This is a genomic window from Streptomyces sp. NPDC006487, assembly GCF_042870555.1.
Lineage (GTDB): Bacteria > Actinomycetota > Actinomycetes > Streptomycetales > Streptomycetaceae > Streptomyces.
In genome coordinates, this window is the sequence record NZ_JBIAHN010000037.1 from 1 (window position 1) to 25,831 (window position 25,831).

General features: G+C 72.4%; 20 protein-coding genes, 1 rRNA gene and 1 pseudogene. 16 read left to right on the forward strand and 6 right to left on the reverse strand.

The window, feature by feature from the left end:
- Window positions 1–170: 170 nt before the first annotated feature.
- From rrf to ACFYM0_RS37350, 3 genes and pseudogenes are all read left to right on the forward strand, one after another.
- Window positions 171–287 (forward strand): 5S ribosomal RNA (gene rrf / locus ACFYM0_RS37340).
- Between the two features lie 156 nt (window positions 288–443).
- Window positions 444–1,754 (forward strand): annotated as a pseudogene (locus ACFYM0_RS37345) (hypothetical protein); the annotation flags it as partial.
- A gap of 105 nt (window positions 1,755–1,859) precedes the next feature.
- Complete coding sequence (locus ACFYM0_RS37350; RefSeq protein WP_388510069.1) at window positions 1,860–2,762, forward strand: hypothetical protein; 903 nt, start codon at window positions 1,860–1,862, stop codon at window positions 2,760–2,762.
- A gap of 63 nt (window positions 2,763–2,825) precedes the next feature.
- Here the strand turns inward: ACFYM0_RS37350 and ACFYM0_RS37355 are convergent, their stop codons facing one another.
- Entirely contained in the window at window positions 2,826–4,097 is a 1,272-nt protein-coding gene (locus ACFYM0_RS37355; RefSeq protein ID WP_388510026.1) for a DUF1015 family protein, read from the reverse strand.
- A gap of 88 nt (window positions 4,098–4,185) precedes the next feature.
- On the opposite strand from ACFYM0_RS37355, the gene ACFYM0_RS37360 reads away from it, so the two are divergent.
- From ACFYM0_RS37360 to ACFYM0_RS37375, 4 genes are all read left to right on the forward strand, one after another.
- On the forward strand, window positions 4,186–5,229 hold the full coding sequence (locus ACFYM0_RS37360; protein WP_388510028.1) for an HAD-IIA family hydrolase: 1,044 nt from the start codon (window positions 4,186–4,188) through the stop codon (window positions 5,227–5,229).
- Window positions 5,230–5,440: 211 nt separating this feature from the next.
- Window positions 5,441–6,487: an iron chelate uptake ABC transporter family permease subunit gene (locus tag ACFYM0_RS37365; RefSeq protein ID WP_388510030.1), complete on the forward strand. Its 1,047-nt coding sequence runs from the start codon at window positions 5,441–5,443 to the stop codon at window positions 6,485–6,487.
- Complete coding sequence (locus tag ACFYM0_RS37370; protein WP_388510032.1) at window positions 6,484–7,560, forward strand: FecCD family ABC transporter permease; 1,077 nt, start codon at window positions 6,484–6,486, stop codon at window positions 7,558–7,560. Before ACFYM0_RS37365 ends, ACFYM0_RS37370 begins: the two co-directional genes overlap by 4 nt.
- Window positions 7,557–8,411 carry an ABC transporter ATP-binding protein gene (locus ACFYM0_RS37375; RefSeq protein ID WP_388510035.1) on the forward strand — a complete coding sequence of 285 codons (855 nt, stop codon included), beginning with the start codon at window positions 7,557–7,559 and terminating at the stop codon, window positions 8,409–8,411. The genes ACFYM0_RS37370 and ACFYM0_RS37375 overlap by 4 nt, the downstream gene beginning before the upstream one ends.
- A 97-nt stretch (window positions 8,412–8,508) precedes the next feature.
- Here ACFYM0_RS37375 and ACFYM0_RS37380 read toward each other — a convergent pair whose 3' ends face one another.
- On the reverse strand, window positions 8,509–8,856 hold the full coding sequence (locus tag ACFYM0_RS37380; protein ID WP_388510038.1) for an SCP2 sterol-binding domain-containing protein: 348 nt from the start codon (window positions 8,854–8,856) through the stop codon (window positions 8,509–8,511).
- Window positions 8,857–8,922: 66 nt separating this feature from the next.
- Here ACFYM0_RS37380 and ACFYM0_RS37385 point away from each other — a divergent pair, with 66 nt between their 5' ends.
- From ACFYM0_RS37385 to ACFYM0_RS37405, 5 genes are all read left to right on the forward strand, one after another.
- Window positions 8,923–9,183 carry a hypothetical protein gene (locus ACFYM0_RS37385; RefSeq protein ID WP_388510041.1) on the forward strand — a complete coding sequence of 87 codons (261 nt, stop codon included), beginning with the start codon at window positions 8,923–8,925 and terminating at the stop codon, window positions 9,181–9,183.
- A gap of 7 nt (window positions 9,184–9,190) precedes the next feature.
- A complete protein-coding gene (locus tag ACFYM0_RS37390) occupies window positions 9,191–10,006 on the forward strand; it encodes a TlyA family RNA methyltransferase (protein WP_388510043.1) in 816 nt (271 codons plus the stop codon).
- Window positions 10,003–10,962, forward strand: a complete 960-nt coding sequence (locus tag ACFYM0_RS37395) for an NAD kinase (protein WP_388510046.1) — start codon at window positions 10,003–10,005, stop codon at window positions 10,960–10,962. The genes ACFYM0_RS37390 and ACFYM0_RS37395 overlap by 4 nt, the downstream gene beginning before the upstream one ends.
- A gap of 154 nt (window positions 10,963–11,116) precedes the next feature.
- Entirely contained in the window at window positions 11,117–12,853 is a 1,737-nt protein-coding gene (gene recN / locus ACFYM0_RS37400) for a DNA repair protein RecN (RefSeq protein WP_388510071.1), read from the forward strand.
- 185 nt (window positions 12,854–13,038) lie between these two features.
- Complete coding sequence (locus tag ACFYM0_RS37405) at window positions 13,039–14,121, forward strand: glycosyltransferase family 4 protein (RefSeq protein ID WP_388510049.1); 1,083 nt, start codon at window positions 13,039–13,041, stop codon at window positions 14,119–14,121.
- Between the two features lie 61 nt (window positions 14,122–14,182).
- Here ACFYM0_RS37405 and ACFYM0_RS37410 read toward each other — a convergent pair whose 3' ends face one another.
- Window positions 14,183–14,341: a helix-turn-helix domain-containing protein gene (locus tag ACFYM0_RS37410; protein ID WP_388510052.1), complete on the reverse strand. Its 159-nt coding sequence runs from the start codon at window positions 14,339–14,341 to the stop codon at window positions 14,183–14,185.
- A gap of 112 nt (window positions 14,342–14,453) precedes the next feature.
- Complete coding sequence (locus ACFYM0_RS37415) at window positions 14,454–16,076, reverse strand: PucR family transcriptional regulator (RefSeq protein WP_388510054.1); 1,623 nt, start codon at window positions 16,074–16,076, stop codon at window positions 14,454–14,456.
- Window positions 16,077–16,257: 181 nt separating this feature from the next.
- Between ACFYM0_RS37415 and ACFYM0_RS37420 the strand changes: the two genes are divergently transcribed.
- The gene (locus ACFYM0_RS37420; RefSeq protein ID WP_388510057.1) at window positions 16,258–17,802 is read left to right on the forward strand and encodes an APC family permease; all 1,545 of its coding nucleotides are present in this window, start codon (window positions 16,258–16,260) and stop codon (window positions 17,800–17,802) included.
- 15 nt (window positions 17,803–17,817) lie between these two features.
- On the forward strand, window positions 17,818–19,455 hold the full coding sequence (locus ACFYM0_RS37425) for a flavin monoamine oxidase family protein (protein ID WP_388510060.1): 1,638 nt from the start codon (window positions 17,818–17,820) through the stop codon (window positions 19,453–19,455).
- A gap of 31 nt (window positions 19,456–19,486) precedes the next feature.
- Here the strand turns inward: ACFYM0_RS37425 and ACFYM0_RS37430 are convergent, their stop codons facing one another.
- Both ACFYM0_RS37430 and ACFYM0_RS37435 read right to left on the reverse strand, forming a co-directional pair.
- Window positions 19,487–20,869 carry an FAD-binding protein gene (locus ACFYM0_RS37430; RefSeq protein ID WP_388510063.1) on the reverse strand — a complete coding sequence of 461 codons (1,383 nt, stop codon included), beginning with the start codon at window positions 20,867–20,869 and terminating at the stop codon, window positions 19,487–19,489.
- Window positions 20,870–20,929: 60 nt separating this feature from the next.
- Entirely contained in the window at window positions 20,930–22,735 is a 1,806-nt protein-coding gene (locus ACFYM0_RS37435) for a glycoside hydrolase family 15 protein (protein WP_388510065.1), read from the reverse strand.
- 516 nt (window positions 22,736–23,251) lie between these two features.
- Between ACFYM0_RS37435 and ACFYM0_RS37440 the strand changes: the two genes are divergently transcribed.
- Window positions 23,252–24,904, forward strand: a complete 1,653-nt coding sequence (locus ACFYM0_RS37440) for a CTP synthase (RefSeq protein ID WP_385384497.1) — start codon at window positions 23,252–23,254, stop codon at window positions 24,902–24,904.
- An 80-nt stretch (window positions 24,905–24,984) separates the two neighbouring features.
- On the forward strand, window positions 24,985–25,617 hold the full coding sequence (locus tag ACFYM0_RS37445) for an NUDIX hydrolase (RefSeq protein WP_327252020.1): 633 nt from the start codon (window positions 24,985–24,987) through the stop codon (window positions 25,615–25,617).
- The last annotated feature ends 214 nt before the right edge of the window (window positions 25,618–25,831 follow it).

Below are 25,831 nucleotides of genomic sequence, written 5' to 3' on the forward strand. Positions count from 1 at the left end.
CAGATGTGGAAGCCCGGTAACGGGTGGAGCTGACTGGTACTAATAGGCCGAGGGCTTGTCCTCAGTTGCTCGCGTCCACTGTGTTAGTTCTGAAGCAACGAACTGTTGCTGGTTTCTAGAGCTAGAACATAACTACAAAGTGTGCTTGTTCGCTCGAAACCGATTAGGGTTTCGGTGGTCATAGCGTTAGGGAAACGCCCGGTTACATTCCGAACCCGGAAGCTAAGCCTTTCAGCGCCGATGGTACTGCAGGGGGGACCCTGTGGGAGAGTAGGACACCGCCGAACAATTTTTCAAAGGACCCCTGGTCCAGCGTTCAACGCTGGAGCAGGGGTCTTTTTTGTTTTCCAGATCTTTACGCCGAAGCGCGGCCATGGGTTGGTTGCGCGAGAATGACTAGCGGTACCCCGAAGACAGGAGTCACACCCATGTCCAACTCTCCCGACGATCGTCCGGAGCGCGAGCCTCGGCGCAACGACGGCGGTGACAGGGGCGGCTACCGCGGGGGCCGTGACGACCGTGGCGGCGAGCGTCCGCCGTTCCGTCGCGATGACCGTCCCTCCGGTGGCGGTGACCGTCCTTCGGGCGGTGGCTTCCGTCGTGACGACCGTGGCGGCCGTCCGGCCGGCGGTGGCGACCGTCCGTCGTACCCGCGCCGTGACGACCGTCCCTCCGGTGGCGGTGACCGTCCTTCGGGCGGTGGCTTCCGTCGTGACGACCGTGGCGGCCGTCCGGCCGGCGGTGGCGACCGTCCGTCGTACCCGCGCCGCGATGACCGTCCCTCCGGTGGCGGTTTCCGTGGGAACGACCGCGGCGACCGTCCCTCCGGTGGTGGCTTCCGCGGCAACGACCGTGGCGACCGTCCGTCGTACCCGCGCCGTGACGACGACCGTGGTGGGTTCCGCGGCGGTCGCGACGACCGCGGTGGCGACCGTCCCTCCTTCCCGCGTCGCGACGACCGTGGTGGCGACCGTCCCTCCGGCGGCGGTTTCCGTGGGAACGACCGCGGCGACCGTCCCTCCGGTGGTGGGTTCCGCGGCAACGACCGTGGCGACCGTCCGTCGTACCCGCGTCGCGATGACCGCCCCTCCGGCGGCGACCGCCCGTCCTTCCCGCGCCGTGACGACCGTCCCTCCGGTGGCGGCGACCGTCCCTCGTACCCGCGTCGCGACGACCGTGGTGGCGACCGTCCCTCCGGCGGCGGTTTCCGTGGGAACGACCGCGGCGACCGTCCCTCCGGTGGTGGCTTCCGCGGCAACGACCGTGGCGACCGTCCTTCGTACCCGCGTCGTGACGACCGCCCCTCCGGTGGCGACCGTCCGTCGTACCCCCGTCGCGACGACGACCGCGGTGGCTTCCGCGGCGGTCGCGACGACCGCGGTGGCGACCGTCCCTCCTTCCCGCGTCGCGACGACCGTGGTGGCGACCGCCCCTCCGGTGGTGGCTTCCGCGGCAACGACCGTGGCGACCGTCCTTCGTACCCGCGTCGTGACGACCGCCCCTCCGGTGGCGACCGTCCTTCGTACCCCCGTCGCGACGACGACCGCGGTGGCTTCCGCGGCAACGACCGTGGCGACCGTCCTTCGTACCCGCGTCGCGACGACCGCCCCTCCGGTGGCGACCGCCCGTCGTACCCCCGTCGCGACGACGACCGCGGTGGCTTCCGCGGCAACGACCGCGGCGACCGTCCCTCGTACCCCCGTCGCGATGACCGTGGCGGCGACCGCGGTGGTTTCCGCGGGCGTGACGACCGTGGTGGCGACCGTGACTTCCGTGCGGACCGGGACCCGGTCAAGCGGCTTCCGATCGACGACGACGTCACCGGTTTCGAGATCGACTCCGACGTGCGCCAGGAGCTGCTGAGCCTGCCCAAGGGGCTGGCCGAGGAAGTCTCCAAGAACCTGGTCATGGTGGCCCGGCTGATCGACGAGGACCCGGAGCAGGCATACGCGTACTCGCGCATCGCCCTGCGTCTGGCCTCCCGTGTCGCCGCCGTGCGCGAGGCCGCCGGCTTCGCCGCGTACGCCAACCAGAAGTACGCCGAGGCGATCGCGGAGTTCCGCGCCGCCAAGCGGATGACCGGTTCGGTCGAGCTGTGGCCCGTCATCGCCGACTGCGAGCGCGGCCTCGGCCGTCCGGAGCGGGCGCTGGCCATGGCCGGCGAGCCCGAGGTGCAGAAGCTGGACAAGGCCGGGCAGGTCGAGATGCGTCTGGTCGCGGCCGGTGCCCGCCGGGACATGGACCAGCTCGACGCCGCCATCGTGACCCTGCAGAGCCCGGAGCTGGCTTCCAGCTCCGTGCAGCCGTGGACCGCGCGTCTGCGGTACGCCTACGCCGACGCCCTGCTGGCGGCCGGCCGCGAGGACGAGGCGCGCGAGTGGTTCGCCAAGACCCTTGAGGCCGACAAGGACGGGGCCACGGACGCCTCCGACCGTCTCGCCGAGCTGGACGGCGTCGAGTTCGTCGACGCCTCCGCCGACGACTCGGACGTGGATGTCGAGGACGAGGACGAGGTCGAGCCCGAGTTCGAGGCCGAGTTCGACGACGAGGACGACGACGACCCGGAGGTCGTGGCCGCCGAGCGTGCCTCCGACCAGGCCGAGTACTACGACGAGGACGACGACGAGTACGAGGGTGACGCCGCTGTCGACGTCGACGTCGACGTCACCGACGAGGTCGTCGTTCTCGACGAGGACGAGGACGAGGACGACGACCGTCAGGGTGACGACCGTCGCGATGCCGGAGTCCGCGACGACGGCTGAGTGAGCTGAGAAGGGCGGTACCCCCGATGGGGGTACCGCCCTTTTTTGTTGCTCCGGGGTCCGTCAGTCCACGCTGCGCAGGACCAGGCCGGTGGCCGGCTTGGGACCGAAGGAGGTGGACTTGCGGGGCATCGTCACGCCCTGGCGGGCGAGTTCCCGTACGACCGACTCGCGCACGGGGTGCAGTAGGACGGCCGTGCCGCCGAGGCGCTCCGCCATCTCGACGGTGGCCTCGGTGTCGTGGATGTACGAGATCTGGTCGGGGGCGTCGGGAACGGCCCAGAGGGTGTCCAGCAGGGTCGCGTGGAGGACCGTGGCGTCCAGTCGGCGCCAGGCCTCGGGGCGGTCGCCGCGGACCGTGCGCTCGATCAGGGCGGGCTCGGGGTCCGTGAGCAGGTGGAAGGTGCCGTCGCCGGTGAGCAGGAAGGCGTTGCCGAGCTCCGCGGCCTCGGCCAGGGCCGCCATGGCTGCCGGCAACGGGCCGTCGACGGTGCGGACCCGGAAGCGGCCGTCGAGGGCGGCCAGGGCGTCGGCGGGGGACAGGCGCCTGAGCAGCCGGTGGATCGCGCGGACCTGGAGCGGGTAGCGGGCGGTGTCGACGAGGAGGACCAGGCCGAAGTCCCAGGGGGTGGGGGAGCCGTGCTCCTCCTGGAGGCGCAGGTACGTCGCCCAGCGGTGGTGGCCGTCGGCGATGAGGGCCTGGCGGTCGCCCAGGTCGGCGGTGATCGCGGCCAGGTCGGCGGGGTCCGTGATGGCCCACAGCCGGTGCTGGAAGCCGTCCTCCGTGGTGGTGGAGAACAGCGGGGTGGAGTGGGCGGTGCGCTCGACGACCGCTGCCGCGCCCGCCGCCGGACCGTCGCCCAGGTAGGTCAGGAGGAGCGGTTCGAGGTTGGCGGAGGTGGCGCGCATCAGGCCGGCGCGGTCGGTGACCACGTGGGGCATGACGTCCTCGTGGGGGAGGACGATCCCCTCTTCGGCCGCGGAGAGGGCGAGCGCCCCGATGACCCCGCGCTGGAGCAGCTCCCCGCGGCGCTGCTCGTAGACGTAGAGCGCGGGTACCGGGTCGGCGCTGAGGATGCCCTCCGAGAGCCAGTCGCGCAGCGTGTGCGCCGCCTGCTGGTTGCGGGCGGCGGGGGTGTCGGCCTGCGGGAGGATCAGGCGGACGATGTTGTGGGGGTCGGCGGACTCCAGGTGGTTGAGTCCGTCGGGGCGCACGACCACGTCGTACGGCGGCGAGGTCACGGCGGCCAGGCTGCCGACGCGCTCGGGGACATAGCGCAGGCCATGGAACGGGATCAGGCGCAGTCCGTGGTCCGCGGTGCCAGATGTGGTCATTGATGAATCGTAAGACCCGTCTCGGCATGCGGGATGATCGGGGGAGTACGGAAACCGGACAAGATCGATCGCATGAGGAGCCGACACCATGACGCGGCAGAGCAGGACCCTTCCCGCCGGCAGTGAGCGGAGTCTGCACCAGGCGTACGACACGGCCCTGCTGGACCTCGACGGTGTGGTGTACGCGGGCGGGGAGGCCATCGCGCACGCCGTGGACTCGCTCGCCGCGGCGCGGGCCGACGGGATGCACCTGGCGTACGTGACGAACAACGCGCTGCGCACCCCGGACGCGGTCGCCGAGCACCTGAGCGAGCTGGGCATCCCGACGGAGGCCGGCGAGGTGATCACCTCGGCGCAGGCGGTGGCCCGGCTCATCGCCGAGCAGGTGGAGCCCGGTTCGAAGGTGCTGGTGATCGGCGGTGAGGGGCTGCGGGTCGCGCTGCGCGAACGCGGGCTGGTGCCGGTCGACTCCGCCGAGGAGGAGGGGCTCGCAGCGGTGGTCCAGGGCTACGGGGGGCCCGATCTGCCGTGGGGGCGGTTCGCGGAGGCTTCGTACGCGATCAACCGCGGGGTGCCGTGGTACGCCTCGAACACCGACCTGACGATCCCGGGGGCACGGGGCATCGCGCCGGGCAACGGGGCCGCCGTGGAGGTCGTACGGATCGCCACGGGCGCCGAACCCCAGGTGGCGGGCAAACCGCTGCCCCCGATGCACCGCGAGACCGTGCTGCGGACCGGGGCGAAGCGGCCGCTGGTCGTCGGGGACCGGCTGGACACCGACATCGAGGGCGCCTTCAACGGGGACGTGGACTCGCTGCTGGTGCTGACCGGGGTGACGGACGGGGCCCAGCTGCTGCGGGCCGAGCCGAAGTACCGGCCGACGTACGTCGACCGGGACCTGCGCGGGCTGCTGGCCGGGCAGCCGGAGGTGGTGCCGGCCGACGGGGGCGGGTTCCGCTGCGGGGAGTGGACGGCGGTGGCGCTGGACGGCGTACTGGAGCTGCGCGGCGAGGACGGCGCGAGCGGTGCGATGGACGGGCTGCGGGCGCTGTGCGCGGCGGCCTGGACCCAGGCGGGCGACGGCTCGTGCGGGCTGGACGCGGGCAAGGCGCTGGCCAGGCTGGGTCTCTAAGGCTTCTAAGGCTTCTAAGGCTTCTAAGGGTCTGTAAGGGGCCGCAGAGGGCTGTGATCTGTACGGGGCCATGAGCGGGCGGAGCCGGGCTGACGGTGGGGTGTCGCCGGGTCCTGGCAGGTCAGGACCGGTGAGGGCAGGGTCCGAGGACCCGGCGGGAGGGCCGTTCGGGGGAGCCGAGCACGGCGGAAGGTAGGTTAGCCTAACTTTCGTGTTGGTCGAGAGTCCCCCCGAACCGAGCGCGGCGCCGGCCGCTGCCACCCGCTCGCGCCACGGCGTGCGAGCCGCCGGTCTGCTCGCCGCCTTCGGCGTGCTCGCGCTGATCGTGGTGGCGAGCATCGCCGTCGGCGCCAAGCAGATGCCGCTCGAGGAGGTCTGGCACGGCCTCTTCCACTACTCGGGTACGGCCTCCGACGTGGTCGTGCGGGACCTGCGGGTCCCGCGCACCCTCCTCGGAGTGCTCGTCGGCCTCGGCCTCGGACTCTCCGGCGCCGTGATGCAGGCCCTGACCCGCAACCCGCTGGCCGAGCCGGGCATCCTCGGTGTCAACGCGGGGGCCGCGGCCGCCGTCGTATCGGCCATCAGCTTCTTCGGGGCGTCCACGCTGGACGAGTTCGTGTGGTGGGCCTTCCTCGGCGCCGCCGTCGTCTCCGTGGTCGTGTACGTGCTCGGCGGCAGCCGCAGCGCCACGCCCGTGCGCCTGGCCCTCGCCGGTACGGCGGCCAGCGCGGCCCTCGTCGGGTACATCAACGCCGTACAGCTGACGGACAGTCAGGCGCTGGACAAGCTCCGGTTCTGGACGGTGGGCTCGCTGGCCTCCGCGAACATGGAAACCGTCCGGCAGGTGGCGCCCTTCCTGCTGGTGGGGGCCGTCCTCGCGCTCAGCCTGGGCCGGCCGCTCAACGCCATGGCCATGGGCGACGACACCGCGCGGGCGCTCGGCGCGCACCTGACGCGGACCCGGATCGGCGCGATGATCGCCATCACCCTGCTGTGCGGGGCCGCGACCGCCGCGTGCGGGCCGATCGTCTTCGTCGGCCTGATGATCCCGCACCTCGTACGGTTCTTCACCGGCCCGGACATGCGCTGGGTGCTCGCGTACTCGGCGGTGCTCTCGCCCGTCCTGCTGCTCGGCGCCGACGTCATCGGCCGGGTCGTCACCCGGCCCGGCGAACTCCAGGTCGGCATCGTCACCGCGCTCATCGGCGGACCCGTCTTCATCCACCTCGTCCGGCGCAAGAGGATGGCCCAGCTGTGACAGTGACCGACGCACCCGTCAAGGCACGCGGGCGACGGACCGGGCCCCGGCCGGTGCACCTGCCCGGCGGGCTGTCGCTGCGCGTGGAGCGGCGCGCGCTCGGCGTGGGGGCGCTGCTCCTGGTGCTCGCGCTGGCGATGGCCGTCCTGCTCATCGGCACCGGCGACTTCGACATCGCGCCGTGGGACGTCGTACAGACCCTGATGGGCAACGGCACGCCCGCGCACGAGTTCGTCATCAACGACCTGCGGCTGCCGCGGGTCCTGGTCGCGGTCCTGGTGGGCGCCGCCCTCGGGATGGCCGGCGCCGTCTTCCAGTCCGTCTCGCGCAACCCGCTCGGCTCTCCGGACGTGCTCGGCTTCGGCTACGGATCGGCCGTCGGCGCGCTCCTGGTCATCGTGCTGTTCCACGGCGGCGCCGGCGAGGTGGCCGCCGGGGCCCTCGCGGGCGGGCTGGTGGCGGGAATCGCCGTGTACCTGCTCGCGTACAAACAGGGCATCCACGGCTACCGGCTGGTCCTCGTCGGCATCGGCGCCTCCGCGATGCTGATCGCCGTCATCCAGTACCTGCTGACGAAGGCGCAGCTCGTCGACGCCACCCGTGCGATGGTCTGGCTGACCGGCTCGCTGGCCGGCCGGGACTGGGCGCAGGTCTGGCCGCTGCTCGCGACCTGCGCGGTGCTGTTCCCGCTGGTCCTCGGCCAGAGCCGGGCCCTGCGGATGATCGAGATGGGCGACGACGCGGCGTACGCCGTCGGGGTGCGGGTGGAGCGGACGCGGCTCGTGCTGATGATGGCGGCGATCCTGCTCACCACCGCGGCCAGCGCGGCGGCCGGGCCGATCAGCTTCGTCGCGCTGGCCGCGCCGCAGCTCGCGCGCCGGCTGACCCGCTCGCCCGGGGCGAGCCTGCTGACCGGCGCGCTGATGGGCGCCCTGCTGCTGCTGGTGTCCGACTGGGCCTCGCAGCGGGCCTTCGGCGCCGACCAGTTGCCGGTGGGGGTGGTGACCGGCCTGGTCGGCGGCTGCTACCTGCTCTGGCTGCTCGTCACCGAGCGCAAGGCGGGCCGCATATGAGGAACCAGAGGGCAATGGGCAATCAGAGGAGCAGGCAAGTGCAGCGGCTGACCGCGGAGAACGTGACCCTCGGCTACGACCAGCGGGTCATCGCCGAGAACCTGTCGGTGGAGATCCCCGACAACTCCTTCACCGTGATCGTCGGCCCCAACGCCTGCGGCAAGTCCACCCTGCTGCGTGCCCTGTCGCGGATGCTCAAGCCGACGGTGGGGCGGGTGCTGCTGGACGGTCAGGCCATCGGGTCGATGCCGGCGAAGAAGGTGGCCAAGACGCTGGGACTGCTGCCGCAGTCCTCGATCGCCCCGGACGGGATCACCGTGTCGGACCTGGTCTCGCGGGGCCGCTATCCGCACCAGGGGCTGCTGCGGCAGTGGTCGGGGGAGGACGAGCGGATCGTGGAGGAGTCGATGGCCTCCACGGGGGTCGCGGAACTCGCGGACCGGGCGGTGGACGAGCTGTCGGGCGGGCAGCGCCAGCGGGTGTGGATCGCGATGGCGCTGGCGCAGCAGACGCCGCTGCTGTTGCTGGACGAGCCGACGACCTACCTGGACATCCAGCACCAGATCGAGGTGCTGAACCTCTGCGCGGAGCTCCACGAGGAGCAGGGGCGGACGCTGGTCGCGGTGCTCCACGATCTGAACCACGCGGCGCGCTACGCCACCCACCTGATCGCGATGCGGGACGGGAAGGTCGTGGCGGAGGGGCCGCCGGCCGAGGTGGTCACGGCGGAGCTGGTGGAGCGGGTGTTCGGGCTGCGGTGCCAAGTCATTTCGGACCCGGAGACGGAGACGCCGCTGGTCATACCAGCGGCGCGGGTGGCTCGTCGCCTGGTTGTGGCGCAGGCGGAGTAGGAGTGTGCGGCGCCGCTTCCCGGGGCTCCGCCCCGGACCCAGCGCCTCAAACGCCGGCGGGGCTGATTTTGGCGCGGCGGGGCTGGATGTGGCGCGGCTAGAGCAGGCTCTTGAGGCGGAGGAGGTCGCGGAAGCCTGCTTCCAGGCGGATGCGGCCCGAGGCCCAGGCCTTGGGGAACTTCAGGTCGCCGGCGACCAGGGCGAGCAGGTCGTCGCCGGTCATCGCCAGCCGGATCTCGGCCTTGGCGGACGGCGGGCCGGGAGCCACCGCGTCCACGCGGATCCGGCCTCCGTCGAGGCGGCCCGTGAAGGTCCGGTCCAGGTCGGTGATGTGGCAGCTCAGCGAGCGGTCGAGCGCGGTCGCACCGCGCACGTCGCCTTCGGCCCGCGCCAGGTTGTCGGAGAGTTGGTCGAGTGCCGCACGGCACTCCTCGATCGTAGCCATCGTGATCCCGACCGTACCGCAGAGCCGTGCGCGGTCGCGGACGCCCTACGCGGTAGCGTCGGGGGCATGAGCGAAGAAGTGCCCGCCGCGGCCCAGGAGCCGGACGAAGCCCCGGCCGCGCCCGCCGGGCCGGTCGTGCTGGGCGTCGTACGCACCCCCACGGGGCACGCCGCGGCGGATGCCGCGCTGGAGCGGCTGGCGGACGTGGACCACCTCCCGGCGGACGGACACCTCGAGGTGTACGAGGATGTGCACAGGGGGCTGCGCTCCGCGCTGACCGCGCTGGACGCGACCGAGGGCCCCCGTCCGCACGAAAACAGGAGCTGAACCGATCGTGGCAGGAGTGGCACGCCGCCGCCTGGACGCCGAACTGGTACGCCGCAGCATGGCCCGCTCCCGCGAGCACGCCGCGCAGCTGATCGCCGCCGGCCGGGTGACCGTGGGCGGCAACACGGCGACGAAGCCGGCCACCCAGGTCGAGACCAGCGCGGCCCTCGTCGTCCTCAAGGACGACAGCGACCCCGACTACGTCTCCCGGGGCGGCCACAAGCTGGCGGGGGCCCTCGCGGCCTTCCAGCCCCAGGGGCTGCTCGTGGAGGGCCGCCGGGCGCTGGACGCGGGCGCCTCGACCGGTGGTTTCACCGACGTGCTGCTGCGCGCCGGGGTGGACCACGTGATGGCCGTCGACGTCGGCTACGGGCAGCTCGCCTGGTCCCTGCAGAGCGACGACCGCGTCACCGTGAAGGACCGCACCAACGTGCGCGAGCTCACGGTCGAGCAGATCGACGGGGTGCCCGTGGACCTGGTCGTCGGCGATCTGTCCTTCATCTCCATCGGGCTGGTCCTGCCCGCGCTCGTACGCTGCTGCGCGCCCGGCGCGGACCTGGTGCTGATGGTCAAGCCGCAGTTCGAGGTCGGCAAGGACCGGCTCGGCAGCGGTGGCGTGGTGCGCAGTGCGGAGCTGCGCGCCGAGGCCGTGCGGGACGTCGCGGCGCAGGCGTGGAAACTGGGCCTGGGCGTGCTCGGGGTGACCGCGAGCCCGCTCCCGGGCCCCTCCGGCAACGTCGAGTATTTTCTGTGGCTGCGGGCGGGGGCACCGGTACTCGACCCGGCGGATGTCGATCGTGCAGTGGCGGAGGGGCCGCAGTGAGTGATCTTTCGGGGGACCCGGCACAGTCGGGGAAGTCAGGGACGTCAGGGGCGCCGGGGAAGCGGACCGTCTTCCTGCTCGCGCACACCGGGCGGCCGGCGGCCATCCGCAGCGCCGAGCTGGTGGTGCAGGGTCTGCTGCGCAGCGGGCTGGGCGTACGGGTGCTGCGGCACGAGGCGGTGGACCTGCCGCTGCCGCCCGAGGTGGAGCTGGTGGCCGAGTCCGAGTGCACCCCGGAGGTGCTCGCCGGGTGCGAGCTGCTGATCGTGCTGGGCGGCGACGGGACGCTGCTGCGCGGCGCGGAGTTCGCGCGCGGCTCGGGGGTGCCGATGCTCGGCGTCAACCTGGGCCGGGTGGGCTTCCTCGCGGAGGCGGAACGGGACGACCTGGACAAGGTCGTGGACCGGGTCGTGACGCGGGAGTACGAGGTCGAGGAGCGGATGACCCTCGATGTGATCGTGCGGACCAACGGGGACGTGGTGCACCGGGACTGGGCGCTGAACGAGGCGGCCGTCCAGAAGGTGTCCCCGGAACGGATGCTGGAGGTGGTCCTGGAGATCGACGGGCGCCCGGTGTCCGGCTTCGGCTGTGACGGGATCGTCTGCGCGACGCCGACGGGCTCCACGGCGTACGCCTTCTCGGCCGGCGGGCCGGTGGTCTGGCCGGAGGTGGAGGCGCTGCTGATGGTGCCGATCAGCGCGCACGCGCTGTTCGCGAAGCCGCTGGTGACCTCGCCCGACTCCGTGCTGGCCGTGGAGGTGCAGACCGGGACCCCGCACGGGGTGTTGTGGTGCGACGGGCGGCGGACGGTGGAGCTGCCGGCCGGGGCCCGGGTGGAGGTCCGGCGGGGGACGGTGCCGGTGCGGCTCGCCCGGCTGCACCACGCGTCGTTCACGGACCGGCTGGTCGCGAAGTTCGCGCTGCCGGTGTCGGGATGGCGCGGGGCCCCGCACTAGTCCGGTAGGGGGCGGGTGCGGTCGCGGGAGCGGCGCCGTACGGGTTCCCGTGCACCGCGCGTACGTAAATAGCATGATTGTTCGAGCTGGTTCGCGCGGGTGACGTCACATGGCACCCATGAAACCTCGGTATCGTCGTCCCGTGCTTGAGGAGATGCGGATACGGTCGCTCGGGGTCATCGACGACGCTGTGGTCGAGCTGTCACCCGGTTTCACCGCGGTGACCGGCGAGACCGGCGCGGGCAAGACCATGGTCGTCACCAGCCTCGGGCTGTTGCTCGGCGGGCGAGCCGACCCTGCCCTGGTGCGGATCGGGGCCAAGGCCGCGGTCGTCGAAGGGCGCATCGTCATGCGCCCGGACGCCCCCGCGGCGCTGCGCGCCGAGGAGGCCGGTGCCGAGCTCGACGACGGCGCGCTGCTGATCAGCCGGACCGTTTCCGCCGAGGGTCGCTCGCGCGCCCACGTCGGCGGCCGCTCCGTGCCCGTCGGACTGCTCGCCGAACTCGCCGACGATCTCGTCGCCGTCCACGGCCAGACCGACCAGCAAGGACTGCTCCGGCCCGCCCGGCAGCGCCAGGCCCTCGACCGGTACGCGGGCGACGCCGTCGCCGTCCCGCTGGAGAAGTACGCCGCCGCCCACCGCAGGCTGCGCGCCGTCGCCGGAGAGCTGGAGGAGATCACCACCCGGGCCCGGGAACGCGCCCAGGAGGCCGACCTGCTGCGCTTCGGGCTCGACGAGATCGCCGCCGTGGAACCGCTCTCGGGCGAGGACACGGAACTGGCGGCGGAGGCGGAGCGCCTCGGGCACGCCGAATCCCTGGCCTCGGCCGCCCAGGTCGCGCACGCGGCCCTCGCCGGCAACGTCGAGGACCCGGAGGGCGTCGACGCGGGCGCGCTCGTCGCCGGGGCGCACCGCGCACTGGAATCCGTACGCTCCCACGACCCGGCGCTCGGCGCGCTCGCCGAGCGGATCGGGGAGCTGGGCATCCTGCTCGGTGACGTGGCCGGGGAACTCGCCGGGTACGCGGACGACCTGGACGCCGATCCGCTGCGGCTGGCGGCCGTGGAAGAGCGCCGGGCGGCACTGACCCAGCTGATCCGGAAGTACGGATCCGCCGGGCACCCCGAGAACACGGTGGACTCCGTCCTGGAGTGGGCCGAACGCGGTTCCGTACGGCTGCTGGAGCTGGACGGCGACGACGAGCGGATCGACGAGCTGACCGCCGAGCGTGACGGGCTGCGGCTGGAACTCTCCGCACTGGCCCAGGCGTTGACCGACGCGCGGGGCGAAGCGGCGACCCGCTTCGCGTCCGCCGTCACCGAGGAGCTGGCCTCCCTGGCGATGCCGCACGCACGGGTCACCATCGACGTCCGGCAGACCGAGGACCCCGAGGGGGTCGAGGTCGGCGGCCGGCTCGTCGCGTACGGGCCCTCGGGCGTCGACGAGGTCGAACTGCTCCTGGCCCCGCACCCCGGCGCCCAGCCGCGGCCGATCGCCAAGGGCGCCTCGGGCGGTGAACTGTCCCGAGTGATGCTCGCCGTCGAGGTCGTCTTCGCGGGCTCCGACCCGGTGCCCACGTACCTCTTCGACGAGGTCGACGCGGGCGTCGGCGGCAAGGCGGCCGTGGAGGTCGGGCGGCGGCTCGCGAAGCTGGCCAAGTCGGCGCAGGTCGTGGTCGTCACGCACCTGCCGCAGGTGGCGGCCTTCGCGGACCGGCAGTTGCTGGTCGAGAAGACCAACGACGGCTCCGTGACCCGCAGTGGCGTCACCGTCCTGGAGGGCGAGGCCCGGATCCGCGAGCTGTCGCGGATGCTGGCCGGCCACGAGGACTCGGCGTCGGCGCGGGCGCACGCGGAGGAGCTGCTCGCGGCGGCCCGGAGCCCGGAGTAGGGCTTCGGCGTTGACGTCGGGGTCATCGGGCTGACGCCCGGCTAGCCCGTGTGGGTGAGGATCGGGGGGTCCGGGCCGTAACTCACACGGGATCCGCACCCGTATGGTCCCGGAACGCGCGTACGGACTGGCATTCTGGGCGACGTCCTTGCCTTCCTCCCTCCCTCACCCTGGAGCTTCGGCCCGTGAGCAGCTCCCCGGTCCCGGTCCCCGTCCTTCGCACCGTCCAAGTACTCGGCGGCGCGAGCGGCGGTGCGCACGTGCGGTCGCTGGCCACCGGGCTCGCCGCGCGCGGCGTACGGGTCACGGTGTGCGCGCCTGTCGAGGCGGAGGGGGAGTACGACTTCACCGGCGCCGGTGCGCGGTTCACCCCGGACGCGGTGAGCGCGCTGCGGGCCGCCTGCGTCGAGGCCGACGTGGTGCACGCGCACGGCGTACGGGCCGGCATGCGCGCCGCGCTGGCCCTGCGCGGGCGGCGGGTTCCGCTGGTCGTCAGCTGGCACGGCGGCGGCCCCGGCAGCGGCCGCCTGAGCCTCCTCCTCGAACGGCACGTCGCGCGGGCCGCGGCGATCGTCCTCGGCGCCTCCTCGGCCCAGGTGGACCTGGCCCGGCTGCGGGGGGCGCGGGACGCGCGCCTGGCCGCGGTGGCGGTGCCCTCGGCGGCCTCCGGGCCGTCCGGCCCTCCGGACGTTCCCGACCCGGGGAAGGTGCGGGCGGAACTCGGCGCGGTCGAGCGGCCGTTGCTGATCGCCATCGGGAGTCTGGTGCCGCGGCGCGGGTACTCCGTACTGCTGGACGCGGCGCGCGAGTGGCGGACCCTGGACCCGGTGCCGCTCCTGGTGATCGCGGGAGAGGGACCGATGCGGGCGGAGCTCGCGCGGCGCATCCAGGCGGAGCAGCTGCCGGTACGGCTGCTCGGGCGGCGGCGGGACGCCGTGCGGCTGCTGGCAGCCGCTGATGTCGCGGTGCTGCCGAGCCGGTGGGAGGCGCGGTCGCCGCTCGCGCAGGAAGCCCTGCGGATGGGCGTGCCGTTGGTGGCGACGGCGGTGGGCGGTGTGCCGGAGCTGGTGGGCCCGGCGGGCGTGCTGGTGCCCTACGGGGAGGCGGGGGCGCTGGCCGGCGCCGTGGCCGGACTGCTGGCCGATCCCGCGCGGCGGGGGGCGCTGGCGGTGGCCGGGCGGGCCCAGGCCTCGACGTGGCCGTCGGAGGACGACACGGTGGCGCAGGTCCTGTCCGTGTACGACGAGCTGACCTCCCGCCGGCGCTAGGCCGTCTCTTTCGGATCTTGCCGGGCGGCCCGGTCCGCCTCTTTCGGCTCGCGTGTCCCGCTCAGGTCCCGGTGATCAGCTGCTCCTTGTCCTCGAAGCGGCGGTGGATCGTGCCGACGGAGACACCGGCGCGCCGCGCGAGAGCGCCCGCACATGGGCGGCTGGGGTACCGGCGCGCTGGACTGGGCCGGACGAGGTCCTGGACCACCACCTGCGGCACTGCGCCGTCGAGTTCCGGAACCGGATCGTCGCCGCCGCGGCCGCTCGCGCCTGACGACCCCGGCCGGACGCCGGGACCGCCCCGGCGTCCGGTGCGTCAGGGAGGGATCGCGTCAGGAGGGAATGGCGTGGCGGCGGGCGCGGAGGGCCAGGCTCAGGGAGAGGACCGTCTCCGGGTCGTCCAGGTCCGCGCCCAGGAGCTCCGAGATGCGGGCCAGGCGGTTGTAGAGGGTCTGGCGGTTCAGGTGGAGCTCGCGCGCGGTCTCCGCCTTGCGGCCCGCGTGGGCCAGGTACGTCTCCAGGGTGGGCAGGAGCGGCGGGCGGGACTGGGTGTCGTGGACGCGCAGGGGGCCGATCGCGCGGTCCACGAAGGCCGCCAGGTCGGGGTGCTCGCGAAGGCGCCACAGGAGCAGGTCGATGTCGAGGCGACGGGCGTCGTACCAGGGCCGGGACGGCAGTCCGGCCGCGGCGGTGGCGGTTTCCGCCGCGTGGCGCAGGCCCGCCGAGGCCGCCGTCCAGCTTCCGCAGACGCCGACGACGACCGCCGGCGCGGCACCCGCCCGGTCCAGGCCGGCCCGCTCCACACCGGCCCGCAGGGCCGCCGCGACCCGGTCCGCCACCGTCGTGCGCTCGGCGTCGGACCGGAGGGAGACGAGGAGGGGGACGCGGCCCTCGACCGGGCGGACCCCGAGGAGGACCGGGACGCCGACCGAGGCGAGTTCCTCCAGGACGGCCCGGGCCAGGACCGCCCAGTTCCCCGACGGGGCCAGGTCCGAGGACAGCCGCATGACGATGGGCAGGAGCGGGCCGGGGCCCGGCTTGAAGCCCAGGACGCGTGCCTGGGCGGGGGCGTCCTCCGCCGAGATCCGTCCCTCCGCCAGGTCGGTGAGGAAATCGCCGCGGCCGCGCGCCGCCAGCTCGTCCTCCTGCCGGGCCTGCATCAGCACGACGGCCAGTACGCCGGCCGTTCGTTCCGCCGCCATCCGGTGCACGGGCAGCAGCGGGGCGGAGACCCCGAGCAACACCAGCCGGGCCCGCACCGAGCCCGTGCCGCGGCCGCCGCCCGGGACGTCGACCACCACGGCGTTGCCGGAGGGCTCCGCCGGGCGCTGGCCCCGTAGGCCCTCCCAGACCTGGAGCGGGTCCGCCGCGGCCTCGCCGGCGACCGGGCCGGCCGCGTACAGCAACTGGCCGTCGGGCGTTTCCAGGAAGACCGGGTTCGCCGTGAAGTCCGCCAGGATGTGGAGCACTTGGGGGATCCCGCCGCCGTCGAGCAGCGCTTCCGTGCAGCGCCGGTGGACTTCCTCGGCCCGCTGGAGCAGCGCGTAGTGCCCGTTGACGATCTCGGTGTGGACCTCCTCGGTGACGGTCACGAAGGGGACCTCCCGGTGCAGCTGGACCAGGGGGAGGCCGACCGTCCGCGCCGTCTCCACGAGGGTCGCCGGGAGCCGGGTGAAGCGGGGTCCCAGCTCGACGACCAGTGCGGCGATGCCGCGGTCCGCGAGGCGCCGCACGAAGGCGCGCTGCTCGGCGGGGCGGGTGCCGAGGCCGAGGCCGGTGGTCAGCAGCAGCTCGCCGCCCTTGAGCAGGGAGGCGATGTTGGGGACCTCTCCGGCATGCACCCAGCGCACGGTCCGGCCGAGCCGGTCGGCGCAGGCCACGACCTCCGGGAGCCCGCTGCGCAGTCCCGGCAGCTCAAGTGCCCGCTGAACCGTGATCCCGCCCTGATTGTCCATATGGCGGACGCTACCGGGGCTCTTGTTCCGTGCACATCACCGACCGGTTACGGGGTCTCATCTACCCCCGTCCGGCCCGACAACTCGTCGCCCCTACAAGGAGATTATCGGACCGACTGCCGATTGTGGCGTACGTCACGCGGGGCGAGAGTGAGCGCCCTCACGACAGGAACGAGGAGCCATGAGCACGGATAGCAGCACGGGCGGCGGCGCACCCCAGGTCCAGCGGCTGAAAGCCAATTCGGTGGGCCTGGTCGGTGTCGTCTTCATGGCCGTCGCCACCGCCGCTCCCATCACCGCGATGACCGGCAACCTTCCCATCGCGGTCGGCTTCGGAAACGGCATCGGCGCCCCCGCCGGATACCTCTTCGCGACCGCCGTCCTGACCGTCTTCGCCGTCGGCTACGTCGCCATGGCCAAGCGGATCACCGCCGCCGGTGCCTTCTACGGATACATCTCGCACGGTCTCGGCCGGATCGCCGGCATGGCCTCCGGCATGCTCGCGGTCCTCGCCTACATCGTCTTCGAGGCCTCGATCGTCGGCGTCTTCTCCTACTTCACGAAGACCACCGTCCACGATCAGCTCGGCATAGACCTGCCCTGGATCGTCTACGCGGCCGCCATGCTCGCGATCACCGCCGCCCTCGCGCACTTCGACATCAACCTCACGGCCAAGGCCCTGGGCGTGATGCTCATCGCCGAGATCGCCGTGCTCTTCGCCGTCGCCACCGCCGTACTGATCGCCGGAGGCGGCCCGGACGGCATCCCGGTCGAACCCCTCAACCCCAAGAACGCCTTCACCGGTGCCTCCGCCGGGCTCGGCCTCTTCTTCGCCTTCTGGTCCTGGGTCGGCTTCGAGTCCACGGCCATGTACGGCGAGGAGTCCAAGAACCCGAAGAAGGTCATCCCCAAGGCGACCCTGATCTCCGTCGTCGGAGTCGGCCTCTTCTACATCTACGTCTCCTGGATGACCATCGCGGGCAACGGACTCACCAAGTCCGTGGAGCTCTCCGCCTCCGCGAGCCCGCTCGACCTGTTCTTCGCCCCCACCCAGACCTTCATCGGCGCCTGGGCCGTCGACGCCTTCCAGTGGCTGCTGCTCACCGGCTCCTTCGCCTGCGGCATGGCCTTCCACCAGTGCGCCGCCCGCTACCTCTACGCCATCGGCCGCGAGGGCTTCCTGCACCCGGGCCTGGGCCGCACGCACGCCAAGCACGGCTCCCCGTACATCGCCTCCGTGGTGCAGACGGCCATCGCCACCGGCCTGGTCGCGCTGTTCTGGCTGACCGGGCAGGACCCGTACATCCACCTGTACACCCTGCTCGCGATCCTCGGCACCATGGCGATCCTCATCGTCCAGACCCTGTGCTCCTTCGCGGTGATCGGCTACTTCCGCAAGAACCACCCCGAGGACCGGCACTGGTTCCGCACCTTCACCGCCCCGCTGATCGGCGGGGTCGCCATGGCCGCCGTGGTCGTCCTGCTGCTGGTCAACATGAAGACGGCGGCCGGTCTGGCCGCCGACTCCTTCTTCTTCACCCTGATCCCGTGGATCGTCGGCGCCGTCTTCTTCGGCGGGCTGGGACTGGGCCTGTGGCTGAAGTACAAGGCTCCCGACCGCTACGAGATCATCGGCCGCGTCGTCCTGGAGGACGCCGCAGAGCGCACCGACGAGTCCGCCGGCCGGTCCGCCGGCCAGTCCGCCCCCTCCGCCGCGAACGTCTGAGAAGGAGCCACCGCCATGGCCCGTACGCCACTCATGCACGCGCTCCGCCGCCTCGCCGCCGAGCACGCGGCCGCCCGACAGCTCGGCCTGCCCGTCGCCGAAGTACGCGGCTCCACCCGCCGCCAGCTCCTGGGGCGCGCCGCCGCGCTCGGGCTCGGCACCGCCCTGGCCTGTGCCGCGGTCGCCCCGGCGGGCGCCCACGCGGTGGAGACCGTCGTCGTCAAGAAGCCCGTCACCCCCGCCCGCGTCGCCATCGTCGGCGCCGGCATTTCGGGGCTGACCGCCGCGCTCACCCTCAAGGACGCGGGCGTCCCCTTCACGCTCTACGAGGCCAACCCGAGCCGCGTCGGCGGCCGGATGTGGACCCAGCGCTCCCTGTGGGCCTACGGGCAGACCTCCGAGATCGGCGGCGAGCTGATCGACACCAGCCACAAGAAGATCCTCGAGCTCTGCCGCCGCTTCGGCCTCCCCACCGAGGACTTCCTCGGCGGCGGCCCCAACGGGGCGGAGGAGGTCCTCTGGTTCGACGGGACGTACTACCCGCGCGACCAGGCGGACGAGGACTTCAACGCCGTCTACCAGGCCCTGCGCCGCGACCTCCAGGAGGCCGGCGAGGTCTCCTGGAACTCCACGACCCCCGCGGGCACCGCCCTCGACAACATGACCCTGTACCAGTGGATCGAGACCCGGATCCCCGGCGGACACGGCTCGCAGCTCGGCCGCTTCATCGACGTGGCGTACAACGTCGAGTACGGGGCCGACACCGATCAGCAGTCCGCCCTCGCGCTGGTCCTGCTGATGGGCTACCAGCCCAACCCGGGCAACTTCAACGTCTGGGGCCTGTCCAACGAGCGCTACCACATCACCGGCGGCAACGACCGGCTGCCGACCGCCATCGCCCAGGCCCTGCCCGCCGGTTCGCTCGTCATGGGCCGCGAGCTGGTCGCCGTACGCGTCTCCGCCGACGGCACCCAGACGCTGACCTTCAACGACGCGGGCGCCACCCGGACGGTCGTCGCCGACCACACCGTCCTGTGCCTGCCGCTGCCCATCCTCCAGCGGATCGACATCACCGGCGCCGGCTTCGACCCGCTGATGAAGAACCTCCTGCGCGACGCCCGCATGGGCTACTGCACCAAGCTCAACATGCAGTTCACCAGCCGCCCCTGGCGCGGCACCGGCCCCTGGCCGGGGGTCTCCGCCGGCGACTGCTTCACCGACAGCGAGGTCCAGCAGACCTGGGACACCACCAAGGTCCAGCCCGGCAACGGCGGCATCCTGCTCCAGTACGGCGGCGGCACCCTGGCCGGCTCGCTCACCCCGGCGACCCCCTTCGCCACCGACTCCGACCCCTACGTACGCGCCCTCGCGGGCCGGATGCTCACCGGGATCGACGCCTTCTTCCCCGGCACCAAGGCGGCCTGGAACGGCAAGGCGCAGCTGTCGGCCTGGCACCGCAATCCGTACGCGCTGGGCGCCTACTCGTACTGGCCGACCGGCTACCTGCACAAGTACGCCAAGTACGAGGGCACCGCGCAGGGCCGGATCCACATCGGCGGCGAGCACTGCAGCTACGACTTCCAGGGGTTCATGGAAGGCGGGGCGACCGAGGGGGAGCGGGCGGCGAAGGAGGTGATCACCGCCCTCACGTAGGCCTGCCCTCACGCAGGCCCGCGGCGGACCGTCAGGCGGGCGCGATGTTGTGGTTGAAGCGGAAGACGTTGTCCGGGTCGTACTCCCGCTTCAGCCGGCCCAGCCGCCGCATGTTCTCGGGCCCGAGGCCCGCCGCCACCCGGTCTCCGCCCTCGTCCCCGGTGAAGTTGAGGTAGACCGCGCCGGTGCTCCACGGCCGGACGTCGGCGCGGACGTCCTTGACCCACCGGCGGCAGCGTTCGTCGTCCGCCGGGTCCTCCCAGGCGGCGAACGGATGCACCGCCCAGGGCGCGTCGCGGAACGACAGCGGGTAGTCGGCCGGCCCCTCGGCGATCGCGCCGCCCTGGGGCCACACCACGTGCTGCGTGCCGCTCGGCACCGGCATGGAGTCCGCGCGGGCGCAGAACACGTCCACGAACGCGTCGGGCACCCCGGTCAGGTACTCCGCCGACCAGTAGTTCCGCATGCCGGGCGGATCGTCGAGCATGCACTGGAGGTCCGCGTAGGGCAGGGCCGTCACCAGCTCCGCCTCGTGCGGGATCACCAGCAGCGGCGCGGCGAGGCGGCGCAGCTCCTCCTCGGGTCCCGCGTACGTGATCAGCGCGCCCGCCAGCAGCCGGCCCACCAGGTGCGGCGGGACGAACTCCTCGGGCGGGCCGGTCATGTAGATGGCGCCGCCGCCGGCCTCGCGCGGCCCGTCCTCCATGACCTCCCGGTACGTACGGACCATCTCGGGCCCGTGCTCCGGCAGGTACAGCAGGAAGGCGACGGACATGGCCGGCAGCTCGTGCAGCCGCAGGGTCAGCGAGGTCGCTACGCCGAAGTTCCCGCCGCCGCCGTGCAGCCCCCAGAACAGCTCGGGGTGGTCCTCCTCGGTCGCCGTCACCATCTCCCCGTCGGCCGTCACCAGGTCCACGGCGAGCAGGTTGTCCACCGCCAGGCCGAACTTGCGGTCCAGCCACCCGGTGCCGCCGCCCAGGACGAAGCCGCCGACTCCGGTGGTGGAGACGCGGCCGCCGGTGGTCGCCAGCCCGTACCGCTCACAGGCCCGGTCCAGATGGCTCATCGTGGCGCCGCCCTCGACGCGGACGGCCGAGGCCCCGGGATGGACGGTCACCCCCTGCATCCGGCGCAGGTCCACGACCACGCCGCCGTCGTTCAGGGACATCCCGGCCACGCTGTGGCCGCCGCCGCGCACCGCGACCGGCAGGTCGAGCCGCCGTGCGAAACGCACGGCGGTCACCACGTCCACCGGACCCTCGCACTGCGCGATGACGGCCGGCCGGCGGTCGATCATCCCGTTGTAGAGGGTGCGGGCCTCGTCGTACCCCGGATCCTCCGGGACCAGGACGGCGCCGGACAGGTCCTCGCGGAGCTCGGCAAGCGCCGTGCCCGCCTTCGAGAGGGGAGCCATGGCTACCCCCTTCCGGGAGATGCGGAAGGTGCGGAAGGGCCTACGACCCCTCCAGCGTAGTCAGCCTCCGTACGCCCCGCTCGCCGTCAGCCGCAGGGCCGTGTCGATCAGGGGGACGTGGCTGAAGGCCTGGGGGAAGTTGCCGACCTGGCGCTGGAGCTTCGGATCCCATTCCTCCGCCAGCAGGCCCAGATCGTTGCGGAGCGCGAGCAGCTTCTCGAAGAGGCGGCGGGCCTCGTCGACCCGGCCGATCATCGCCAGGTCGTCCGCCATCCAGAAGGAGCACGCCAGGAAGGCCCCCTCGTCGCCCTCCAGACCGTCCACGCCCGCCTCCTCACCCGAGGTCGGGTAGCGCAGGATGAAGCCGTCCGGGGTCGACAGCTCGCGCTGGATCGCCTCGATCGTGCCGATCACCCGCTTGTCGTCCGGTGGCAGGAAGCCCATCTGCGGGATCAGCAGGAGGGACGCGTCCAGCTCCTTGGACCCGTAGGACTGCGTGAACGTGTTGCGTTCCTTGTCGTAGCCCTTCTCGCAGACGTCCTGGTGGATCTCGTCGCGCATCTCGCGCCACCGCTCCAGCGGCCCGTCCGCGTCCCCGCTCTCGATCAGCTTGATCGTGCGGTCCACGGCCACCCACGCCATCACCTTCGAGTGCACGAAGTGCCGGCGCGGGCCGCGCACCTCCCAGATGCCCTCGTCGGGCTGGTCCCAGTGGGTCTCCAGGTAGCGGATCAGCTTCAGCTGGAGCAGTGAGGCGTAGTCGTTGCGCGCCAGGCCGGTCATGTGGCCCAGGTGCAGGGCCTCGGTGACCTCCCCGTACACGTCGAGCTGGAGCTGGCCCGCGGCGCCGTTGCCGACCCGGACCGGCCTGGAGTTCTCGTACCCGGGCAGCCAGTCGAGCTCGGTCTCGCCGAGCTCCCGCTCGCCCGCGATCCCGTACATGATCTGCAGGTTCTCCGGGTCGCCGGCCACCGCCCGCAGCAGCCACTCGCGCCAGGCGCGGGCCTCCTCGCGGTAGCCGGTGCGCAGCAGCGAGGACAGGGTGATGGCGGCGTCGCGCAGCCAGGTGTAGCGGTAGTCCCAGTTGCGGACCCCGCCGATCTCCTCCGGGAGGGAGGTGGTGGGCGCGGCGACGATCCCGCCCGTGGGGGCGTACGTGAGCGCCTTGAGGGTGATCAGGGAGCGGATCACCGCCTCCCGGTAGGGGCCGTGGTACGTGCACTGCTCGACCCAGTCCCGCCAGAACTCGGTGGTGGCCTCCAGGGCCTCCTCGGCCTCCGGCGGCTGCGGCGGCTCCTTGTGCGAGGGCTGCCAGCTGATGCAGAAGGCCTTCCGGTCGCCCGGCCCGACGGTGAAGTCGGAGTACGTGGTCAGGTCCTTGCCGTAGGTCTGCACCTCGGTGTCCAGCCAGACCGAGTCGGGGCCCGCCACGGCCACGGTGCGGTCGTCGACCCGGTGCACCCAGGGCACCACCCGGCCGTAGCTGAAGCGCATGCGCAGCGCGGAGCGCATGGGGACGCGCCCGCTGATGCCCTCCACGATGCGGATGAGCTGCGGTGCGTGGTCCTCGCGGGGCGGCATGAAGTCGATCACGCGGACCGTGCCGCGCGGGGTGTCCCACTCGGACTCCAGGACCAGCGAGTCACCTCGGTAGCGGCGCCGGGTGGCACGCGGGGCCTCGGTACCGGCCGGGAACGCCGGGCCGATCCGCCAGAACCCGTGTTCCTCGGTGCCGAGAATGCTCGCGAAGACGGCATGGGAATCGAAGCGTGGCAGGCACAGCCAGTCCACCGCCCCGTCCCGGCAGACCAATGCCGCGGTCTGCATGTCGCCGATCAGTGCGTAATCCTCGATGCGCCCGGACACGTTGCATCTCCAGTCGAACAGCCACGTCCGCCCCGAAGGGCGCTTGCATTGCGCGATGCCGCGGATTCTCCGGTGATGTGGATGGCCGCGTCCAGCCCATGATTCCGGAACCGGACGGGTTACGCCGTTCGCGGGGCCGCTCGGCAGGGATGTGATCGAGATCCGAGCGGGACAAGACGGCACCCTAGTGATCCTCGTCAGCTTGGGAACAATGAGGTTCGGCCGAACGGGTGAGCGTCGGCGATACCGCGGTGACCGACCCTGCGGAGATCGTCCCGGACGTCCCTCGAACGCCTCTCGGATGCCCCTCGGACCTCCCTCGGACGCCCCCGCCGCGTGGCCGGAGGCGGACCGGCCCGGGCGCTGATAGGCTGGTATCCCGTGGACCGGTGGTCTGCCTGTGCGAATCAGGAGCCCCGAAACCGCAGCTTCGGCGCCCCCTGAGACCCTCCGGTTCGATGGTGGCCGGCGCCGGACGCACCTCACCTTCGCGACCACGGGAGCCCCCTCTTGGCGATGCCGCCCAAATCCATGACGACCAAGCACATCTTCGTCACCGGGGGTGTCGCTTCCTCCCTCGGCAAGGGCCTGACGGCCTCCAGCCTGGGTGCGCTGCTGAAGGCGCGCGGTCTTCGGGTCACGATGCAGAAGCTCGACCCGTACCTGAACGTCGACCCGGGCACGATGAACCCGTTCCAGCACGGCGAGGTGTTCGTCACCAACGACGGCGCCGAGACCGACCTGGACATCGGTCACTACGAGCGATTCCTCGACGTCGACCTCGACGGCTCGGCCAACGTCACCACCGGCCAGGTCTACTCGCAGGTCATCGCCAAGGAGCGGCGCGGCGAGTACCTCGGTGACACCGTGCAGGTCATCCCGCACATCACCAACGAGATCAAGCACCGCATCCGCCGCATGGCGACCGACGACGTCGACGTCGTCATCACCGAGGTCGGCGGCACCGTCGGCGACATCGAGTCGCTGCCGTTCCTGGAGACCGTCCGCCAGGTCCGCCACGAGGTCGGCCGCGACAACGTCTTCGTCGTGCACATCTCGCTGCTGCCCTACATCGGCCCCTCCGGCGAGCTGAAGACCAAGCCCACCCAGCACTCGGTGGCCGCGCTGCGCAACATCGGCATCCAGCCCGACGCGATCGTGCTGCGAGCCGACCGCGAGGTCCCGACGTCCATCAAGCGCAAGATCTCGCTGATGTGCGACGTGGACGAGGAGGCCGTGGTCGCCGCGATCGACGCCAAGTCGATCTACGACATCCCCAAGGTCCTGCACACCGAGGGCCTGGACGCGTACGTCGTGCGCAAGCTCGACCTGCCCTTCCGCGACGTCAACTGGACCGTCTGGGAGGACCTGCTGGACCGGGTCCACAACCCCGACCACGAGGTCAAGGTCGCGCTCGTCGGCAAGTACATCGACCTGCCGGACGCCTACCTGTCGGTGACCGAGGCGCTGCGCGCCGGCGGCTTCGCCAACAGGGCCCGCGTCCAGATCAAGTGGGTCACCTCCGACGACTGCAAGACCCCGGCCGGCGCCGCGGCCGTCCTCGGTGACGTGGACGCGATCTGCGTCCCCGGCGGCTTCGGCGACCGCGGTGTCAACGGCAAGGTCGGCGCGATCACCTACGCCCGCGAGAACAAGGTCCCGCTGCTCGGCCTGTGCCTGGGCCTGCAGTGCGTGGTCATCGAGGCCGCGCGCAACCTGGCGGGCATCGAGGACGCGAACTCCACCGAGTTCGACGCCTCCACCCCGAACCCGGTCATCTCCACGATGGAGGAGCAGCTGGCCTTCGTCGAGGGCGCGGGCGACCTGGGCGGCACCATGCGCCTGGGCATGTACCCGGCGAAGCTCGCCGAGGGCTCCATCGTGCGCGAGGTCTACGGCGACCAGGCGTACGTGGACGAGCGCCACCGCCACCGCTACGAGGTCAACAACGCCTACCGCGGTGAGCTGGAGAAGAAGGCCGGTCTGGTCTTCTCCGGCACTTCCCCGGACAACAAGCTCGTCGAGTACGTCGAGTACCCGCGCGAGGTCCACCCCTACCTGGTGGCCACCCAGGCCCACCCTGAGCTGCGCTCGCGCCCGACGCGCCCGCACCCGCTGTTCGCGGGTCTGGTCAAGGCGGCCGTGGAACGGCAGCAGGCGGCGAAGTAGCCGCACGACCGCATAACGTTGGCAGCCGGGGTACGGAGATCCGTACCCCGGCTGTCGCGCGTTGTGGAGGGCTTCGGGGCATGGAGATCAAGGACACTGCGGAATCCTGGGAGACGGTGTCGACGCAGCGGCCGTTCCAGGGCGCGAAGACGGCCGTGGCCTCCGACGAGGTGCGCATGCCGGACGGGTCCGTGGCCCGCCGCGACTACCAGGTGCACCCCGGGTCGGTGTGCGTGCTCGCCCTGGACGACGCGGGACGCGTGCTGGTGCTCAGCCAGTACCGCCACCCGGTGCGGCGGCGGCTGTGGGAGCTCCCGGCGGGCCTGCTGGACGTCGTGGGGGAGAACCCGCTGCACGGGGCGCAGCGCGAGCTCGCGGAGGAGGCGCACGTCAAGGCCGAGGACTGGCGGGTGCTGACCGACTTCTACGCGTCCCCCGGCGGCTCGGACGAGGCCACCCGGATCTTCCTCGCGCGGGGGGTCTGCGAGGCGGACGGCGAACGCTACGCGGAGTCCGGCTCGGAGGAGGCGGACATGGAGCTGGCCTGGGTGCCGCTGCCGGAGCTGGTACGGGGCGTCCTGGCGGGCGAGCTGGGCAACCCCGGGCTCGTGACGGGAGCCCTGGCCCTGTCGGCCGCCCTCGCCGCCGACCCTTCCCTGTCCTCCCTCCGCCCGGCGGACGCCCCCTGGCAGGCCCGGCCGTACGAGGCGTAGCCCCGCCCCTTCATGACGCGCAGCCCGCACCGCCGCGCCGGACTCCGTCCGGCGGTGGCCGGTCGGCGGCGGCGCCACTGCCGCCTGGGGCGGGGCCGGGTGGGCGGGTGCGGCTGGGCGGCCCTGCGGGGCGGGGTCCCCTACCCGCCCTTCGCCCGTTCCCCGGGGCTGCGCCCCGGACCCGTTGCCGCGTGCGGCGCCGTTGCCGGGGGCC

Excerpts from the sequence above, each read along its gene's own strand:
- ACFYM0_RS37445 (WP_327252020.1), top strand. The coding sequence starts at position 24,985 with ATGGAGATCAAGGACACTGCGGAATCCTGGGAGACGGTGTCGACGCAG.
- ACFYM0_RS37440 (WP_385384497.1), top strand. The coding sequence starts at position 23,252 with ATGCCGCCCAAATCCATGACGACCAAGCACATCTTCGTCACCGGGGGT.
- ACFYM0_RS37375 (WP_388510035.1), top strand. The coding sequence starts at position 7,557 with ATGAGGAACCAGAGGGCAATGGGCAATCAGAGGAGCAGGCAAGTGCAG.
- ACFYM0_RS37425 (WP_388510060.1), top strand. The coding sequence starts at position 17,818 with ATGGCCCGTACGCCACTCATGCACGCGCTCCGCCGCCTCGCCGCCGAG.
- ACFYM0_RS37430 (WP_388510063.1), bottom strand. The coding sequence starts at position 20,869 with ATGGCTCCCCTCTCGAAGGCGGGCACGGCGCTTGCCGAGCTCCGCGAG.
- ACFYM0_RS37415 (WP_388510054.1), bottom strand. The coding sequence starts at position 16,076 with ATGGACAATCAGGGCGGGATCACGGTTCAGCGGGCACTTGAGCTGCCG.
- ACFYM0_RS37420 (WP_388510057.1), top strand. The coding sequence starts at position 16,258 with ATGAGCACGGATAGCAGCACGGGCGGCGGCGCACCCCAGGTCCAGCGG.
- ACFYM0_RS37385 (WP_388510041.1), top strand. The coding sequence starts at position 8,923 with ATGAGCGAAGAAGTGCCCGCCGCGGCCCAGGAGCCGGACGAAGCCCCG.
- ACFYM0_RS37355 (WP_388510026.1), bottom strand. The coding sequence starts at position 4,097 with ATGACCACATCTGGCACCGCGGACCACGGACTGCGCCTGATCCCGTTC.
- recN (WP_388510071.1), top strand. The coding sequence starts at position 11,117 with ATGCGGATACGGTCGCTCGGGGTCATCGACGACGCTGTGGTCGAGCTG.
- ACFYM0_RS37380 (WP_388510038.1), bottom strand. The coding sequence starts at position 8,856 with ATGGCTACGATCGAGGAGTGCCGTGCGGCACTCGACCAACTCTCCGAC.
- ACFYM0_RS37360 (WP_388510028.1), top strand. The coding sequence starts at position 4,186 with ATGACGCGGCAGAGCAGGACCCTTCCCGCCGGCAGTGAGCGGAGTCTG.